This window comes from Cupriavidus sp. GW823-FHT06D04, from assembly GCF_058795055.1.
This window is the reverse complement of sequence record NZ_JBXAHL010000005.1, coordinates 222,851-238,919: the sequence shown is the minus strand read 5'-3', so window position 1 is coordinate 238,919 and position 16,069 is coordinate 222,851. Positions and strand designations below refer to the sequence as shown.

The window sequence follows — 16,069 nt, the reverse complement described above, 5'->3', positions numbered from 1 at the left end:
GTGTGTCAAGGGTTCTGGTGTCAGGCTGCGGCAGGCGACAGCTGCTGCCGCGCGAAGTCCAGGATTTCCTGTCCGCCGCCGGTGTGCCGGGCGAACAGCGCGTCGCCCAGCAGCGTGGCGCAGGCGGTTTCCGTTCCCGCGCAGGCTCGCCATTCGTGCAGGCGGCGCGTGAACAGGCCCAGTGCCAGCGCTTCGGTGATACCGATGGCGCCGTGCACGGCGTGGGCAATCGCGGCAACACGGCTGGCTGCCTCGCAGCAACGCAGCTTGGCGGTGGCCGCCAGCAGCGGCGCGGGCAGGACACCATCCGCGGCACAGCCCAGGCGCGCGCCGAAGGTGGCCGAACTGGCATGCTCGGCTAGCACGCTCAGTTCCTGCTGCATGGCCTGGAACTGCGAAATGGCGCGGCCAAACTGCTGGCGGTCGTTGACATACCCGACACTCATGGCCTGGATACGTGTCATGGCGCCGGCCATGCCAGCCGCATGGGCGGCGTTGCAAACGGCTGCCACGTCGGCGCTGCCGGCCGGCATGCGCAGGATGGCCTGGCTGGCCGAGGCCCAACGCAGCGTGGCGGAAGCTTGCGGCCGATAGGTGCCAGGCGTGGCCTGGGCGAGACTGCGCGGCATCAGCAGCCATTCGCCGCGCCACCCCACCAGCACCTGGTGGGCCAGCGCGCCGCCCGGCACGTCGCGGCACACGATGGCATCGCCGGACACGGGCACCGCGGGGGCGACTGCGATGCACTCGCCCTGGTGCGCATGGCCGGTGCTGGCCAGGATGGCCCGGGCGAAAACAGTCTCGGCAAAAGGATGGCTCAGGCCGGCTCGGCCGGCGGCCAGGAACAGCGGGAAGGCATCGGTCAGCGACAGGCCGGCGCCACCCTGCTCCACCGGGACCAGGGCGTCGGTGAAGCCCAGCGCATCGATGGCGTTCCATTGCGCATCGGCATCCTGGCCGGACTCGCTGCGCCGTACATGCTCATCGGTGCACAAGCCGGCCAGCGCGCGCTCGAAGGCCTCCATCAGGGAATCAGTCATCGTGTCTTTCATCTCAGCGAAGTCCGAGGGAGCGGGCGATGATGCCGCGCAGGATCTGGCGGGTGCCGCCGCGCAGCGAGAAGCTGGGCGACAGCTGCGTGATATAGGCTTGCGCCCGCAGCAAGTCGTCGGATGGGGCAAAGCCGGGCATCTGCTCCATCGCCTCGCTGATCCAGCCGGGCACGGCCTGCTCGAACTCCGTGCCCAGGTCCTTGACATAGGAAGCATCGATCTCCGGGTTCTCGCCGCGGTCCAGGCGCGCTGCCACGGCCAGCGACATGGCGCGCAGCACCGCCATGCGGCCCGCGATGCGCCCGGCGATGGCCTTGACCGAATCCGGTACCGGCAGCCCGCAGGCCCTGACCTCGGCCAGCCAGGTCTCGGCCAGCATCAGGCTGGTCAGGATGCGTTCCGGCCCGCTGCGCTCGAAGGCCAGCTCCGCGGTGACCTGCTTCCAGCCAGAGCCTTCTTCCCCGATCAGCGCGCCGGCCGGCAGGTCCACGTCCTCGAACACCACCTCGCAGAAGTGGCTGTCGCCGGCCAGGTCGCGGATCGGGCGCGCGGTGATGCCGGGCAGGCTGAGGTCGATCAGGATCTGCGACAGGCCCTTGTGGCGGTCGCCATGCTGGCCGGAGGTCCGCACCAGCGCGCACATGTACTGCGCGCGGTGGGCATTGGTCGTCCAGATCTTGCGGCCGTTCAGGCGCCAGCCGGTTTCGGTGCGTACTGCGCGGGTGCGTACCGATGACAGGTCCGAGCCGGTATCCGGCTCGCTCATGCCGATGCAGATGAAGATCTCGCCGCGAATGAGTTTCGGCAGGAAGAACTGCTTCTGTGCTTCGCTGCCATAGCGCAGGATCAGCGGTGCGGTCTGGCGGTCGGCAAACCAGTGCGCCGACACCGGCGCGCCGGCGGCGATCAGTTCCTCCACCAGCACAAAGCGGGCAAAGGCGCTGCGGCCCGCGCCGCCATATTCGGGCGGCAGCGCCAGGCCGATCCAGCCCTGGCGGCCCAGCGCGCGGCTGAAATCGGCGTCAAAGCCCATCCAGGTGCGCGCGCGCACCGGCACCGGCACCTTGCTCAGTGCGGATTGCAGGAACTGGCGGATCGTGCCGCGCAATGCCTCATCTTCCGGCGGGATGGTGACGAGCGGCATGGTGTCGAAGGTCGAATTCAAAGTGGCTCCCGGTATCTGGTTCTGGATTCAGGCGGCAGGTTCATCGGCCAGGCGCGTTGCGCCCACTCTGGCCAGCTCGCCGATCTGTTCCTGGCTGTAGCCGGCTTGCCCGAGCACCTGTGCGCTGTGCTCGCCCAGGCGTGGCGCCTGCCGCGTGACCTGCGGCGGTGACTTCGACCACTTAGACGGAACCGCCATCGAGCGGATCGCGCCCTCGCTCGGGTGCTCGACCACATCGAAGAAGCCCACCGCATTGAGGTGCGGGTCGGCCAGCAGCGAGTCCACGGTATGCAGCTGCATCACCGGCATGTCAGCCGCTTCCAGGATGGCAGTCCATTCCGCGGTGGTGCGTGTGGGCATGATCTCGGCCACCATCCTGTACAGCTCGTGGATATGCTTGTTGCGCTCGACAATCGAGCTGAAGCGCGGATCGCTGTCCATCAGGTCCGGCTGGCCGATCAGCGCCAGGAACTTGCGCCATTGCTTGTCGTTGTAGAGCAGCACGCACAGATAGCCGTCCTTCGTCATATAAGGGCGGCGGTGCTCGTTGAGGATGCGCGAGTAGCCGCTGGGGCCGATGGGCGGCTCGAAAGTCAGCCCGCCCATGTGATCGCCGAGGATGAACTGCGCCATGGTCTCGAACATCGGCACCTCGACCGACTGGCCCTCGCCGGTGCGCTCGCGGTGGTACAGCCCCGCCGTCACGGCGTTGACCGCGGCCAGGCCGACGATGCGGTCGGCGATCGCGCTGGGCGCGTAGCGCGGCACATCGCTGCCCGCCAGCTTGGCCAGCGTGGGAATCGCCACCGCACCCTGAATCAGGTCGTCATAGGCCGACTTGGCCGCATACGGGCCGTCCTGCCCATAGCCGTACAGGCCCACATACAGGATGCGGGGATTGACCTTCGCCACCTCCTCATAGCTGAGGTTCAGGCGCGCCATCGCCTGCGGGCGCACGTTGTAGATCAGCACGTCGGCATTGGCCGCGATCCGCAGCAGCGCTTCACGCCCCGCGGGCTCCTTCAGGTCCAGCACGATGCTGCGCTTGCTGCGGTTCGCATGCAGGAAGATGCCGGACATGCCGGCATGGCGGCGCGGACCCACTTCGCGCACGGTGTCGCCATCGGGCGGCTCTACCTTGATCACGTCGGCACCGAGGTCGCCCAGGATCTGCGTGGCATAGGGCCCCATCAGGACCGTCGTCATATCGACGATGCGCACGCCATGCAGGGGGCCGCTCATGCGGGGCTCCCGGCCTGCGTCACAGGCATCGGACTGTGGGCGTTGCTTGTCATCTTGTCTTCTCCAAACGTACTGGCATGGATGCTACGTGGGGCGATGACGTGTGAAAAATACTTTGTGTGTGTCGATCAATACATGGGCTGTATCGGCGCGCCATATGGAATGGCTCATCGCGATGCGGCCGGCGCCACAGGCTGCAGGCTGCGGCGAGCCACAAAAAAAAACTCCGGCACAAGTGCCGGAGCGAAAGCCCGTGCCACCGACTGGTAACGGGCGTGGAGACAACCTGCATGGACCCGGAGCAGCCGGCGCGGCAGCGCATGGGTACTGAAGCGCCCACCGCACGCGACCTGCGCCCGGTTATGCTTCTGTTTGCCGGTCCCAGTCAAAGCGCGCCGGTTTGCCGTTGAGGAATCCGTCGACGGCCTCCGCGTAGTACGGCACTGCCGACGCCAGCGCCTGCGCCTGGCATTCCAGGTCCAGCAGCGTGTCATAGGGGCTTTCAAAGCTCCGGTTCAGCGCGCGCTTTGTCAGCGCCAGCGCCTCCTGGGGTGCTGCCGCGAAGCGCCGCGCGAAGCGCCTGGCTTGCTCGGGCAAGGTGTCGGTCGGGTGAATCGCGTGCACGATGCCGCAACGCCGGGCATCCGCCACCTCCAGGCGGCGCCCGGTAAACATCAGTTCCTTCGCCAGCGTCATGCCCACCACGCGCGGCAACGCATACAGCGAGCCCATATCCGGCAGCAGGCCGACCTTGGCGAACGACATGCAGAACCAGGCGCGCTCCGAGGCCAGCACGAAGTCCGCAGCCAGCGCCAGCGAAAACCCCGCGCCCGCCGCCGCACCGTCCACTGCGGCGATGACCGGGATCTCCAGGTCGCGCAGGCGCCGCAGCCACTTGTGGATGTCCTGCAAGCGGCGGCGCATCATTTCCGGCCTGCGCGCCGAGGGGTCCGGGCCGGAGAAAATGTCCTGGATGGCCTTCAGGTCACCGCCAGCGCAGAAGCTCCCGCCGGAGCCGGTCAGGATCAGCGCGCGGATGCTGCGGTCCGCTTCCACGCGGTCCAGCATGTCGTGGTAGTCCTGGCGCATCTCCGGCGACAGTGCATTGCGTGACGCCGGGCGCTGGTGCGTGAATTCGGCGACGCCGTCCGCGATGCTGAGGTGGCTATGCCGCAAGGGAAGCTGCTGGGCCTGCATCATCTTGTTTCCTTTGCCGAGTGGAGGTACGCAAGTGCGCCTGCGGCCGCCTGGAAGGCGGGCTGGCGAGCCGGCGGATCCAAGTGTGGCGCCGCGGCTTCCTTGCCGCCCCCCTCATCTCAAGGGGGCACTGTCGCGTTCACTATGAATCGGCACCTAATTGCAGCACCCCGCCCCCAATGGTGGGGGGCGTTGCCGCTGCAGCGCCCGCATAAGGTGTAGGCATCAACAAGGCCCGCAGGCCGACATCTGAGAGACTTCCCATGAACTTCCAACCCGACTCGAACCTGGATAGCTTCCGTCAGGAAGTCCGTCTGTTCCTTGGCCGCAATCTGCCCGCGGACATGCCGCGCCGCAAGGACGGCATGCGCTCGCCACGTGCCGAGCTGGTGCGCTGGCAGCGCATCCTGAACGCCAACGGCTGGGGCGCGCCCTACTGGACCAAAGAGCACGGAGGCACCGGCTGGAGCGTGGCGCAGCGGCTGGTGTTCGACGAGGAATGCGCCGCGGCCGGAACGCCCTCGCTGGATGCCTTCGCGCACAAGCTGGTGGGACCGGTGATCAACTACTTCGCCACGCCGGAGCAAAAGGCCGAGCACCTGGCGCCGATCTTCAACGGCGACCGCCTCTGGTGCCAGGGCTTCTCCGAGCCCGGCTCCGGTTCCGACCTGGCCTCGCTGCGCACGCGTGCCGAGCGCGATGGCGACCACTACGTCGTCAACGGCCAGAAGATCTGGACCAGCTACGCCCACCAGGCCGACTGGATCTTCCTGCTGGTGCGCACCGGCAACGAGACCAAGAAGCAGGCCGGCATCAGCTTCCTGCTGGTGGACATGAAAACGCCGGGCATCACCGTGCGCCCGATCATCAGCATCGACGGCTGCCACCACCTGAACGAGACCTTCTTTGACAATGTTCGCGTTCCCGTCGGGAACCTGGTCGGCACCGAGGGCGAAGGCTGGAAGCTGACCAAGTTCCTGCTTAACAACGAGCATGCCACCACCGCCGACCTGCCCACGCTGCGGCGCTTCCACCGCCAGTTGCAGGCGCTGGCAGGCACGGCCCGCGCCTGCGGCGTAACGCTGGCCGAGCGCCACGAGTTCCTGCTGCGGCTGGCGCGCTATGAGGCGGAACTGAAGGCAATCACCGTGATGGTCCAGCGCGTGGCGGAGATGGAGCAGGACCACAGTCCGGCGGCGCATGCGATGGGCTCCATGCTCAAAATCCGCGGCACCGAGCTGCAGCAGAAGATGAGTGAATTCCTGGTTGAGTCGCTCGGAGACCATGGCGCGGTGTCGTACCCTGACCCGCACGCGCAGCAAGCGCCCGCCGGCGCGACGCTGCCGCTGCAGGAAACCGCGCAGGGCGTGGCCACGGAGATGTTCTTCCGTCGCGCTACCACCATCTACGGTGGCACCAGCGAAATCCAGCGCTCGATCATCGCCAGGACGCTGTTCCATTTCTGAGGCTGCAAACAAGCACGCCCGCAGGCAATAAAGCCTGCGGGCGTGGCGGAGTTCTCGCCGCCGGCCCTGGCAGCCGGCCGGGTAGCGCTATGGGAAGCGCCTGACAATCGACTCCGCGATACACACCGGCTTGCTGCCCCCCTGCCGCTCAACGGTCATCTCGACCTTCATCTGGGCACCGCCCTTCTCCAGCGCCTCGAAAGACAGCAGCTTGAAATGCGCACGCAGCAGGCTGCCCACCGGCACCGGCGCGGGAAAGCGCACCTTGTCCAGGCCGTAGTTCACGCCCGTGCTGCTGTTCTGAATCTTGTAGGCGGTATGGGAAAACGCCGGCAGCAGGCTGAGCGTAAGGAAGCCGTGCGCGATCGGCACGCCGAACGGGCCATTCCTGGCGCGCTCAGGGTCAACGTGGATCCACTGGTGGTCACCGGTGGCGTCCGCGAACAGGTTGACGCGGTCCTGCTCCAGCGCCAGCCAGTCGCTGGTGCCGATGACTTCGCCGACCAGCGGCTGCAGGTCACTGATGTTCTCGTAGGTCTTCATGCTTGCACTTCCTTTCCGTTCAGGGTTGCCTGCAGTGCCCGGGCATTGGCCGCCTCGTGCAAGTCTGCGTTGCCAAACAGCACGTCCGCCACCACGGCGCGCTTGAAGTAGTGGCCGACGGTGTATTCCTCGGTCATGCCAATGCCGCCGTGCAGCTGGATGCCTTGCCCGCAGACATAGCGCGCGGCACGGCCGATTAGGGTCTTGGCCTGCGACACGGTGCGCGCCAGCGCCTGGGCGCTGTCGTTCTCGATCGACCCCAGCAGCGCATACAGCATGGAGCGGGCCACTTCCAGTTCGGCCGCCATGTCGGCCATGCGGTGCTGCAGCGCCTGGAAACTGCCGATGGGAACGCCGAACTGCTTGCGCACCTTGAGGTATTCGGCGGTGATCTCGATGGTCTTTTCCATACCGCCGACCAGCTCGGCGCACAGTGCCGTGATCGCATGCGTGAGCCCGTGGCCAAGCGCGGCCTGCGCCGTGCCGGGTTCGCCCAGCAGCGCGTCGGCCGGCACCAGGGCGCCGTCGAACGCCACTTCGGCGGCCCAGCTGCCGTCATGCAGCGGCAGCGGCGTGCGCCTGACCCCTTGGGTGTCCGCCGGGACCAGGAACAGGCTGCACAGGGCGGCCTCCCCGGCCTTGCCCGGCAGGACGGCAGAGACAATGAAGGCGTCGGCATCGCAGCCGCCGAGCACCAGGGTCTTGGTGCCGTGCAGACGGTAGCCGCCCGGCGCCGGCTCGGCGCGGGTCGCGACCGGCTCAGGCAGGCCGCGCGACTGCGCCTCGCTGTAGGCCAGCGCGAAGCGGCGCGAACCATCCGCCAGCGCGGGCAGCAAGGTCTCGAGCTGCTGCGGCGTGGCACCTGCCACCAGCGTCTGCGCAGCCAGCACCGCACAGCCCAGGTAGGGTTCGACCACCAGGCCACGGCCCAGCTCCGCGGCAATCAGCATGGTGTCGATGATGGTGCCGTCCAGGCCACCGGCCGCCTCCGGCAATGCCGCCGCCAGCCAGCCGTTCTCGGCAAACATCGCCCAGTGCCGGGCGTTGCACGGCTCGCCTGACTTCAGCCGTGCCGTGCGGGCTTCGAAGTCGTAGTCTTTCTCGACAAAGCGGCGAACGCTGTCCTGCAGCAGGCGCTGTTCGTCAGTCAGGTTGAAGTTCATGATCAGTTTCAGAGTTGGAACATCGACTTGGCGATGATGGAGCGCTGCACCTCGCTGGTGCCGCCGTAGATGGTCGAGGCGCGGCGAAAGAACATTTCGTTGGCGATGCCACGTGCCTCATCCTGCTCCGGCAGCGCCGGCGCCACGGCGCCGGCCTGCGGGATCGGGTAGGCCACGGCGCCGTAGTCGCCCAGCGCATCGACCAGAAAGCTGCTCATCTTCTGCAGCAGCTCGGTGCCGCGGATCTTCAGGATGGAACCCATCGCGTGCGCCGCGGGGCTGTGGTCCTGCTCCATCGCCGCCACGCGTTGCACCAGTGTGGCAATGGCGGCAAGCTCGGCCTCGAAACGCGCCAGCTGCAACGCGAACTCGTGCCGGTCCAGCAGCACGCTGCCTGCAGGGCAGTCGCGCGTGGCCAAGGCCCGGATCCGGGCCAGGTAACGCCGCAGCATGGGCAGGTCAGCGGCCGTGGCATGCTCGTTGTTGAGCAGGAACTTGGTGAGCTTCCAGCCCTCGCCCTCCGCGCCGACCAGGTTCCCGACGGGAACGCGGACATTGTCAAAGAAGGTCTCGTTCAGGTGGTGGCAGCCGTCGATGGTGACGATCGGGCGCACGGTAATGCCGGGCGTCTTCATGTCCACCAGCAGGAAACTGATGCCCGCCTGCTTTTTCACTTCCGTGTCGGTGCGCACCAGCAGGAAAATCCAGTCGGCACGATGCGCGTAGCTGGTCCAGAGCTTCTGGCCATTGACGATGTAGTGGTCGCCGGCGCGCTCGGCGCGCGTGCGCAGCGAGGCCAGGTCGGAGCCGGAGCCGGGCTCCGAGAAGCCCTGGCACCACTGGCGCTCGCCGCTGAAGATATGGGGCAGGTGCTCAGCCTTCTGTTCTGGCGTGCCGAAGGCATTGAGCACCGGGCCGAGCAGCTTCTGCGCGCCGGTGTCCTGCGAGGGCGCGCCCACGGCAGTGCACTCCTCGTCAAAGACCAGGCGCTGCATCACGCTCCAGCCAGTGCCGCCATGCTCAGTCGCCCAGTACGGCGCGCCCCACCCCTTGGCGTCAAGGATGCGCTGCCAGCGCGTCAGTTCGGCACGCGGCGAGCGCGTGCCGATGCGAATGCGCCCGGCCAGATCCTCAGGCAGGTTATCGCGCAGAAACGCGCGCACCTCCTCGCGGAAGGCTTCGAGCCCCAGGTCACGTTGAAAATCCATGGCTAGTCTCCTCGGAAACCGGCGGCGGGCGGCCAGGCGCCCACCGCCACGGCAAGGCTCAGACCGGGTCCCAGGGGAAGACGTCGCGCGAAAGGTGCATCGGGATGAAGCTGCCCTGCAGCATCGGGATGGCGCGTTCGACGCACGACTCAACGGTCCAGCCGTCGCTGTTGTGCGCGGTGCGGATCGGGCGCGGCTGCGAGAACAGGTAGATCTCGTTGTTGCGCACGCCGAAGATCTGGGCGTTGACATGGCTGGCCTGGTCGCTGAGCAGCGCAAGCGTAAGCGGCGCGATCTTGCCCGCCTCCAGCCGCATGTTGATCTTCATGCGCTCTGCAGCCTCGGGGGTGTTGGTCGGGATGCTGCCCACCATGCGCGTAAACGCGAACGGTGCGATGCAGTTCGAGCGCACGTTGAACTTCTGCATGTCCACCGCGATGGACTTGGACAGGCCCACGATGCCCATCTTGGCCGCCGCATAGTTGGCCTGGCCGAAGTTGCCGATCAGGCCCGAGGTGGAGGTCATGTGCACGAAGGCGCCGCTTTCCTGCGCCTTGAAGTGCGGCGCGGCCGCGCGGGCCATGTTCCAGCTGCCCTTCAGGTGCACGCGGATGACGGCGTCGAAATCGTCCTCGGTCATCTTGTGGAAGATGACGTCGCGCAGGTTGCCAGCGTTATTGACCACGCCGTCGATGCGGCCGTAGGTATCCAGCGCCTGCTGCACGATCTTCTGCGCGGCGCCCCAGTCGGCCACGCTGTCGGTGTTGGCGACAGCCTGGCCACCGGCGGCCAGGATCTCCTCCACAGCTTGCTGTGCCGGTCCGGCGCTGCCGCCCGAGCCGTCCATGTTCACGCCCAGGTCATTGACGACCACGCGCGCGCCCTGGCGCGCTGCTTCCAGCGCGATGCCCTTGCCGACGCCGGCGCCGGCTCCCGTGACGATGATGACTTTTCCTTCCAGCAAGCTCATGGTTGGTACTCCATTGATGATCGGTTGAACAAACTTCGGTCTGGGCAAGCAACTGCCGATGTAGCCATGATTGCGTGCCCGGCGGCGGGGGGCACTACCCGTCGCGGGTGGCAGTTGTGGAACGGAGCTTATGGAGCCATGCCGTTTGGTCAAGGCATCAGGAACCACTGTCATTCCCTGCGCAGGCGGGAACGACGAGCGACTGGCCGCGCGGCGCAGGCGCTGAGGGAGGGGCCTGGGGTGCGGGCCAGCGCTGCCTGGCCGGAATGACAAGCCGGGACCGGAGCGTGCCGGATCCCCTGGGCCGCTCAGGCGGGCCCGTCGCCCGCCACCGGCGCTTCCAGGTCGCGCAAGCGCGCCGCCGCCCCGCCGCGGCCGCAGACGCCGAGCTTGGCGTAGATGTTCTTCAGATGCCACTTCACCGTTTCGGCCGAAACGTTGAGCACCTTGGCGATCTTTTTGTTCGACATCGCCTGGGCCAGCAGGTGCAGGATCTCGCGCTCGCGCTCACTGAGCGCAGCGATCGCACCGGCTGCCGCCATCGGCCGCGCCGGGCGCGGTGCCGGCGCAGCGCGGCTGGCCTCTGTCAGCAGGCGCCGGATGTAGAAGCGCAGCACGGGATCTCCCACCTCCTGGTCCGCGAGGTTCGCGAGCGCCTCCGGCATGCCGGCGGCGGCATCCAGCAAGGTGCGTGTCAGCCCCAGCCTGTGCCCCTGGCGCATGGCCTCGACAAAATCCTGGTGTGCGGACTGAACCTCGCCCAGGCCCTGGCGGGCGATGGCCAGTTGCAGGCGCAGGCCGGCCGCGCCCAGTAGCTCCTCGGCCTGTCCACAGGAGGCCAGCCGCCGGGCACAGGCCAACGCGCCGGCGTAATCCTTGGTGTGCAGCGCCATCTCGATGCGGGCGCGTGCGGCCGCCGCGGCTGTGACAGCGGCCTTCTGCGGTCCGCCACCGGCGGCGCGCGCGGCAATCGCCTGCACCCGTTCCAGCGCCACGTTGGCACGCTCAGTTTCCCCCAGCTGCAGGTGCCAACGCAGGCGCAGTACCTGCGACTCGGCCTGCAGGCGGTCTAGCCCATAGCGGTCGGCATAGGCATCCAGCCGGTCCAGGCTGGCCAGGGCCTGCGCGCTGCGGCCGTTGACCCAATGCGCACTGGCCAACACCGTGGAGGCGCGCAGCACCACCTCAGGCAGCGACACGCGCTCAAGCACGCCTATGCGCGGCTCAAGCAACTCGCAGGCGGCCTCGGTCTCGTTGAGTTCGTAGAGGGCATCGGCAAGCAAGCCGGCTGCCATGCCGGCCAGGCCCGCATAGGCTGCGCCAAAGCGCTCGGCCTCTTCCATCACCTCGCGCACGATCTTGCAGGCCTGCCTGATGCGACCCTGGCGCGCCAGGCTGATGGCATGGATGCAGCGGCCCAGCTGTCCGCTGCGCGGGGCTTCGGTGCGCTGGTCGGCTTCGTCCAGCACCTGGCGCGCCAGGTCGTACTGGCCGCGCCGGGTCAGCAGCCACGAGACCACGTTGGCGCGCGCATGCCACGCAAAGTCGTCGGCATCCGGCGGCGGCTCCCATAGCTGCGGCAGCATGACAGCCGCCTCGTCGTTGTCGTCCAGCTGATGCGCCAGGCCGGCACGCAACAGCAGCAGGGTATACCGCTCGCACGGCTGCAGCCCGGGCTGCCGCGCAGCCATCTCATCCAGGCTGCGCCGCAGCGCATCGAAGTCACGGCTGTACAACTGCACGTAGGCAAGCACCACGTGCAGGCCGAAGCGCCTGCGCACCTCTTCGGCCGGCAACTGGCGCAACAGGCCTGCCAGCTGGACCAGTTCGCCGCGCTCCAGCAACTGGCGGGCACAGGCCTGCACCATCCCGGCCGCAGCCTCCGCATCGCCGGCCCTGACCGCATGGAAGACCGCATCGTCGATCTCACCGCGGGCCTCGAACCAGCGCCACGCCGTGCCATGCAGCGCGCCCTGCGCGGCTTCTCCCTGCGCTGCCAGCCGGGTCAGCAGGGTTTCACGCAACAGCGGATGGAGGCGGTACCAGGTCTCGCAGTCGTGACCGCCGATGGCGCTGATAAACAGGTTGTCGGCCACCAGCTGGCACAGACGCCCCTTGATCTGCACGACGGCCCCCGGCTCGCCCAGGATGGCGGCGCACAGCGGTGCGCAGATGCGCTGACAGACCGCCACGCGGGTCAGCAGCTCGAGATCAGCCGGCGCCAGCCGCGCCAGGACTTCGCGCTCGAAATAGCTGGCAAAGGCGCCTGCATCGCGCACCTGGACCGGCGCACAATCGCCGCCAGGCCGCGCGCGCAGGTCGATAGCGAACAGCTGCAGCCCGGCCACCCACCCGTCGGTCAGCGCATGCAGTGCGCCAGCCACGCCGCTGTCGACGCCACCAAGCTGCTCGCGCAGAAACCGCTCCGACTCCGATGGCGTGAAGCGCAGGTCGCGCATGTCGAACTCGGACAGCGTGCCCTGCATGCGCTGGTGCTCGAGCGACAGCACCAGTGCGCTGCGCGAGCTGAACACCAGATGCACCTGCGGCGGCAGGTAGTCCAGCAGCCATTGCAGAGCCTGCAGGATGCGCGCGTCGGCAATCTCATGCAGGTCGTCGATCATCAGCACCAGCTCGCGCTGCCGGCGCGCCAGGGCCTGCACCAGGGTGATGACCCACAGTTCGATGGCAGCTTCGTCGATTTCGCTGCCCGTCAACTGCTCGGCCTCGCGCGCCGCGGCCGGGTCGGCTTCGGCGATGCTGGCCAGCAGGCAATCGAAGAAGCGCGCCGGCTCGTTGTCTTCCACCGACAGCGTCAGCCAGCAGACGTCATAGCCAAGCGAGATGATGGCCTTGCGCCATGCCATCAGCGTGCTGGTCTTGCCGCTGCCCGCCTGGCCCTGGATCACCACGCAGCGTTGCTGGCGCGCGTCCACCAGACGCGACAGCAACGCCTCGCGCGGCATCAGCTGGCGCGCGCCCCGCGGCGGCTGTATCTTGGCATCGGCGATCGGCCGCGCCATGCGCGCGGATGCTGCCGGCAGCGGCCCGGCGCCGGGAACGGGCGCGACGCCGAAGCGCGAGGCCTCGGCATCGCGCATGTCCTGGCTCGAATCCGGCCCCACGGCGGGGAGCGGCTGCGGCGCCCCGCGCAGCCAGCGGTACGAGGTCCCGGGACCGGCCTGCGCCGCGGCTTCAATGGCAGCCAGAAGCTCAGGAATGCCTGACGGGAATGCGAGGGATGGCCGTCCTGCCTGCGCCTCGCGCAACAGGCGCTGGATGGCACGCAGCCAGCCAGGCCAGGTGGGCGCCAGCTGCAGCCGGATGCGAGGATGCTGCTGCAGCCACTGCTGCACTCCGGCATGGTGATGTCCGGCCGGGTTGTCCGTGATCACGCACACGGCCTTGCTGGCCGGTATCGCGAAATCGAGTTTGCGCAGGAATGCCAGCCAGTCGGCATGCCGCTCGTTTGCGCAGACGGCCGCGGCGGTGGGCAGCGCGGCTTCCAGCATCTGCAGCGCCGTCAGCAGGGAGGTGGCAAGGCTGCGCTGGTGTGCGGGCAGTGCGCGTCCGGCTTGCCTGGTACTACCGTGTCCGGGCAGCGGCGCAATATCCCCCTGCTCGTCCGAGCACAGCGCCAGGGCGTGGACGGACGAGGCCATGTACAGCCCGACGATTTCCGATGCGCAGGCATCGGCGTCCGGCGTGCCTGCAGTGCGAGGCATCCCGGTGGCGGCCAGGCCAGCCGCACGCCAGTGGCGTGAAATGCTTGCGGGGCTCACGCCGAGTTCTCCGGCCAGACGCCTGGTACTCCATGGCCGGGAGGTGCCGTCCTGATGCTCGCTGGCCAGTGCCACCAGGCGGGCCACGTCCACCTTGACCGGCGGCGCGCCGCGCGGCAGGTCCTGGACGATGCCCGGCAGACCCGAAAGTGCGTAGCGCTCGCGCCAACGTGCCACCTGGGCCCGGCCGATGCCGAGCTGGGGCGCGATCGACTTGTTCTGCTCGCCGCATGCCGCCAGCAGGACGATGCGGGCGCGCTGCGCCAGCCTGGACGTTTCTTCTGCCGCTGTGGCCAGCGATTCCAGTTCGGTGCGTTCCTGTTCCGACAGGACAATTGGCGGGGCAACACGCATTGACAGCCTCTGCGAATTGACGGGAAAAAAATGCGGCGGCGGCGGCGCGTTGCGCATCCTGCCGCCAGGACTTCTGTCCGGCGCGGGCCGGGGCAAACCAGGCGTCAGTCGATGGTGGCGCCGGCACGCTCAATGGTGGCCTTCCACTTGGTACGCTCTGCGCGCACAAACCCGGCAAACGCCTCCCCGCCGAGCGGCAGCGGCACGCCGCCCATCCGGTGGATGGCTTCCACCACAGCGGGATCCTTGAGCAGGCGGGTCACGTCCGCCTGCCATTTCGCCACCACGGCTGCCTGAGTCCGCGCCGGGAAGAACAGGCCTATCCACGAGGTGGATTCCGCGCCGGGATAGCCCGCCTCGGCAATGGTCGGCACCTGCGGCAATGCCGGCAGACGGGTTGCGCCGGTCACTGCCAGCGCGCGCAGCTTGCCGGCCTGGATCTGCGCCAGCGTGGAGGTGGGGTAGTCAAAGGTCAGGTCGACCTGACCGCTCAGCAGGTCATTGATGGAAGGCGCGCTGCCCTTGTACGGGATATGCACGAACTTCACGCCGGCCAGCGTCTGGAACAGCTCGGCCGCCAAGTGGCTGCCAGTGCCATTGCCGGCCGAGGACACCGACAGCTTGCCCGGGTGCCCCTTGGCATACGTGACCAGGTCCCTGACCGTCTGGTAAGGCAGCTTGCCGTTCACCACCAGCACGTTCGGCACAGCAATCAGTCCGTGTGCCGCGACAAAGTCCCTGGCCGGATCGAAGCGCAATGACCGGTACAGGAACTGGTTGCTGGCCATGGTGCCCTGCGTGCCGAGCAGGACCGTGTAGCCGTCCGGCTCGGCACGTGCCACGACTTCCGAGGCAAGGTTGCCGCCGGCACCGGGACGGTTGTCGACGATCACCCGTATGCCGTAGTCGCTTGTCATCCTGGCCGCAACCAGGCGCCCGAGCTGGTCGGTGATACCGCCCGGCGGGCCCGGCACGACCAAGGTCACCGGCTTGGCCGGATAGGCCGTTTGCGCGAACGCCGCGGGCGCAGTGGCGGCCAGCGCGCCGCAGGCCAGCAGCACTGCCTGGCCCAAGGATGCCCAGCGGGCAAGCCGGGTTCTGAAAGAGGGGGTGAGCGATGTCATGGGCTGTGTCTCCTGTGTGCCGGATATGCCGGCCTTGCCCTCTGAGGGGACTTATCGTACTCATGCTCTACTGAATGTCGTATATATATACGATCTATCGTAGTTAGATGATAGTCTACGTCATTTCGTACTCGTGTACCAGGTTTCGTACTTTTAGGGCGGATGGATAGTGGACGGCGCTGGTGCCCGATGCCCGGTGTTTCACGGAAAGCGAGCCATATCCCTCCCAAAACAGCGGTCCCGTGCCGATGCCCCCCTTGGTGGAGTGGGGTCACGCCTGCGTTCGCGCAGGAAACTGGTTCCCGACGCCGCGCCTGCGGATGTTGCCGCCGCGCGGCAACCCCTTTCGAGACAAGACGATGCAGTTTCAACAGATCCCGCCAGATACACGTACGACCGGCCCGCGCCAGCGCCACGTGTCCAGAACCGCGCCGCAGGCCGTTGCGCCGATGGAGCGGCTGATGGACTTGCTGCAGGAAGTCCGCCAGTTCAGCCTGCAGCTGCAGCGCTGTGCGCGGGAATCGGCCGGCACGCCCGGCCAGCTGTCATACGCCGACACGCTGCACGCACTGCTGGACAGCCGCATGCAAGGCGGCGACGCGCGCATGCGCATCGTCTGCTACGCCTCGGCAGCCGAGCTCGGCGTGCCGGTGGAACTGGAGGCCGAACACTGCAGGCAGGCAATGAGCGGCGTGGCCGGGTTTGCGCTGCGCGTGCTGTTCTGGGCGGCGCACCGCCGCATGCAAGGCGCGCGGCGAGGCCGCCACGGCGCCTGGCTGCAGCCGCAGAGCTAACGACACCGA

The 16,069-nt window shown here is 67.8% G+C and carries 12 protein-coding genes; 2 read left to right on the top strand and 10 right to left on the bottom strand.

Features of this window, described 5'->3' with window-relative positions:
* Nucleotides 1–20: 20 nt before the first annotated feature.
* The 4 genes from AC1Q7H_RS10440 to AC1Q7H_RS10425 all read right to left on the bottom strand — a co-directional run bounded on the left by AC1Q7H_RS10440 (nucleotide 21) and on the right by AC1Q7H_RS10425 (nucleotide 4,659).
* On the bottom strand, nucleotides 21–1,040 hold the full coding sequence (locus tag AC1Q7H_RS10440) for an acyl-CoA dehydrogenase family protein (RefSeq protein ID WP_492381276.1): 1,020 nt from the start codon (nucleotides 1,038–1,040) through the stop codon (nucleotides 21–23).
* Between the two features lie 13 nt (nucleotides 1,041–1,053).
* A complete protein-coding gene (locus tag AC1Q7H_RS10435; RefSeq protein WP_211984439.1) occupies nucleotides 1,054–2,196 on the bottom strand; it encodes an acyl-CoA dehydrogenase family protein in 1,143 nt (380 codons plus the stop codon).
* Nucleotides 2,197–2,244: 48 nt separating this feature from the next.
* On the bottom strand, nucleotides 2,245–3,459 hold the full coding sequence (locus AC1Q7H_RS10430) for a CaiB/BaiF CoA transferase family protein (protein WP_211984184.1): 1,215 nt from the start codon (nucleotides 3,457–3,459) through the stop codon (nucleotides 2,245–2,247).
* Nucleotides 3,460–3,819: 360 nt separating this feature from the next.
* Nucleotides 3,820–4,659, bottom strand: coding sequence for an enoyl-CoA hydratase/isomerase family protein (locus tag AC1Q7H_RS10425; protein WP_249221526.1), 840 nt, complete (start codon nucleotides 4,657–4,659; stop codon nucleotides 3,820–3,822).
* A gap of 260 nt (nucleotides 4,660–4,919) precedes the next feature.
* On the opposite strand from AC1Q7H_RS10425, the gene AC1Q7H_RS10420 reads away from it, so the two are divergent.
* A complete protein-coding gene (locus AC1Q7H_RS10420; RefSeq protein WP_492381275.1) occupies nucleotides 4,920–6,122 on the top strand; it encodes an acyl-CoA dehydrogenase in 1,203 nt (400 codons plus the stop codon).
* Nucleotides 6,123–6,209: 87 nt separating this feature from the next.
* On the opposite strand, the gene AC1Q7H_RS10415 is transcribed toward AC1Q7H_RS10420, so the two are convergent.
* The 6 genes from AC1Q7H_RS10415 to AC1Q7H_RS10390 all read right to left on the bottom strand — a co-directional run bounded on the left by AC1Q7H_RS10415 (nucleotide 6,210) and on the right by AC1Q7H_RS10390 (nucleotide 15,266).
* Nucleotides 6,210–6,665: a MaoC family dehydratase gene (locus tag AC1Q7H_RS10415; RefSeq protein ID WP_211984188.1), complete on the bottom strand. Its 456-nt coding sequence runs from the start codon at nucleotides 6,663–6,665 to the stop codon at nucleotides 6,210–6,212.
* Nucleotides 6,662–7,828: an acyl-CoA dehydrogenase family protein gene (locus AC1Q7H_RS10410; protein WP_492381274.1), complete on the bottom strand. Its 1,167-nt coding sequence runs from the start codon at nucleotides 7,826–7,828 to the stop codon at nucleotides 6,662–6,664. Before AC1Q7H_RS10410 ends, AC1Q7H_RS10415 begins: the two co-directional genes overlap by 4 nt.
* 8 nt (nucleotides 7,829–7,836) lie before the next feature.
* A complete protein-coding gene (locus AC1Q7H_RS10405) occupies nucleotides 7,837–9,036 on the bottom strand; it encodes an acyl-CoA dehydrogenase (protein ID WP_492381273.1) in 1,200 nt (399 codons plus the stop codon).
* Nucleotides 9,037–9,094: 58 nt separating this feature from the next.
* Nucleotides 9,095–10,006, bottom strand: a complete 912-nt coding sequence (locus tag AC1Q7H_RS10400; protein WP_211984194.1) for an SDR family NAD(P)-dependent oxidoreductase — start codon at nucleotides 10,004–10,006, stop codon at nucleotides 9,095–9,097.
* A 308-nt stretch (nucleotides 10,007–10,314) separates the two neighbouring features.
* Nucleotides 10,315–14,142, bottom strand: coding sequence for a LuxR C-terminal-related transcriptional regulator (locus AC1Q7H_RS10395; protein WP_492381272.1), 3,828 nt, complete (start codon nucleotides 14,140–14,142; stop codon nucleotides 10,315–10,317).
* Between the two features lie 104 nt (nucleotides 14,143–14,246).
* Entirely contained in the window at nucleotides 14,247–15,266 is a 1,020-nt protein-coding gene (locus tag AC1Q7H_RS10390) for a Bug family tripartite tricarboxylate transporter substrate binding protein (protein ID WP_211984198.1), read from the bottom strand.
* Between the two features lie 359 nt (nucleotides 15,267–15,625).
* On the opposite strand from AC1Q7H_RS10390, the gene AC1Q7H_RS10385 reads away from it, so the two are divergent.
* Nucleotides 15,626–16,060, top strand: a complete 435-nt coding sequence (locus tag AC1Q7H_RS10385) for a hypothetical protein (protein ID WP_249221527.1) — start codon at nucleotides 15,626–15,628, stop codon at nucleotides 16,058–16,060.
* The last annotated feature ends 9 nt before the right edge of the window (nucleotides 16,061–16,069 follow it).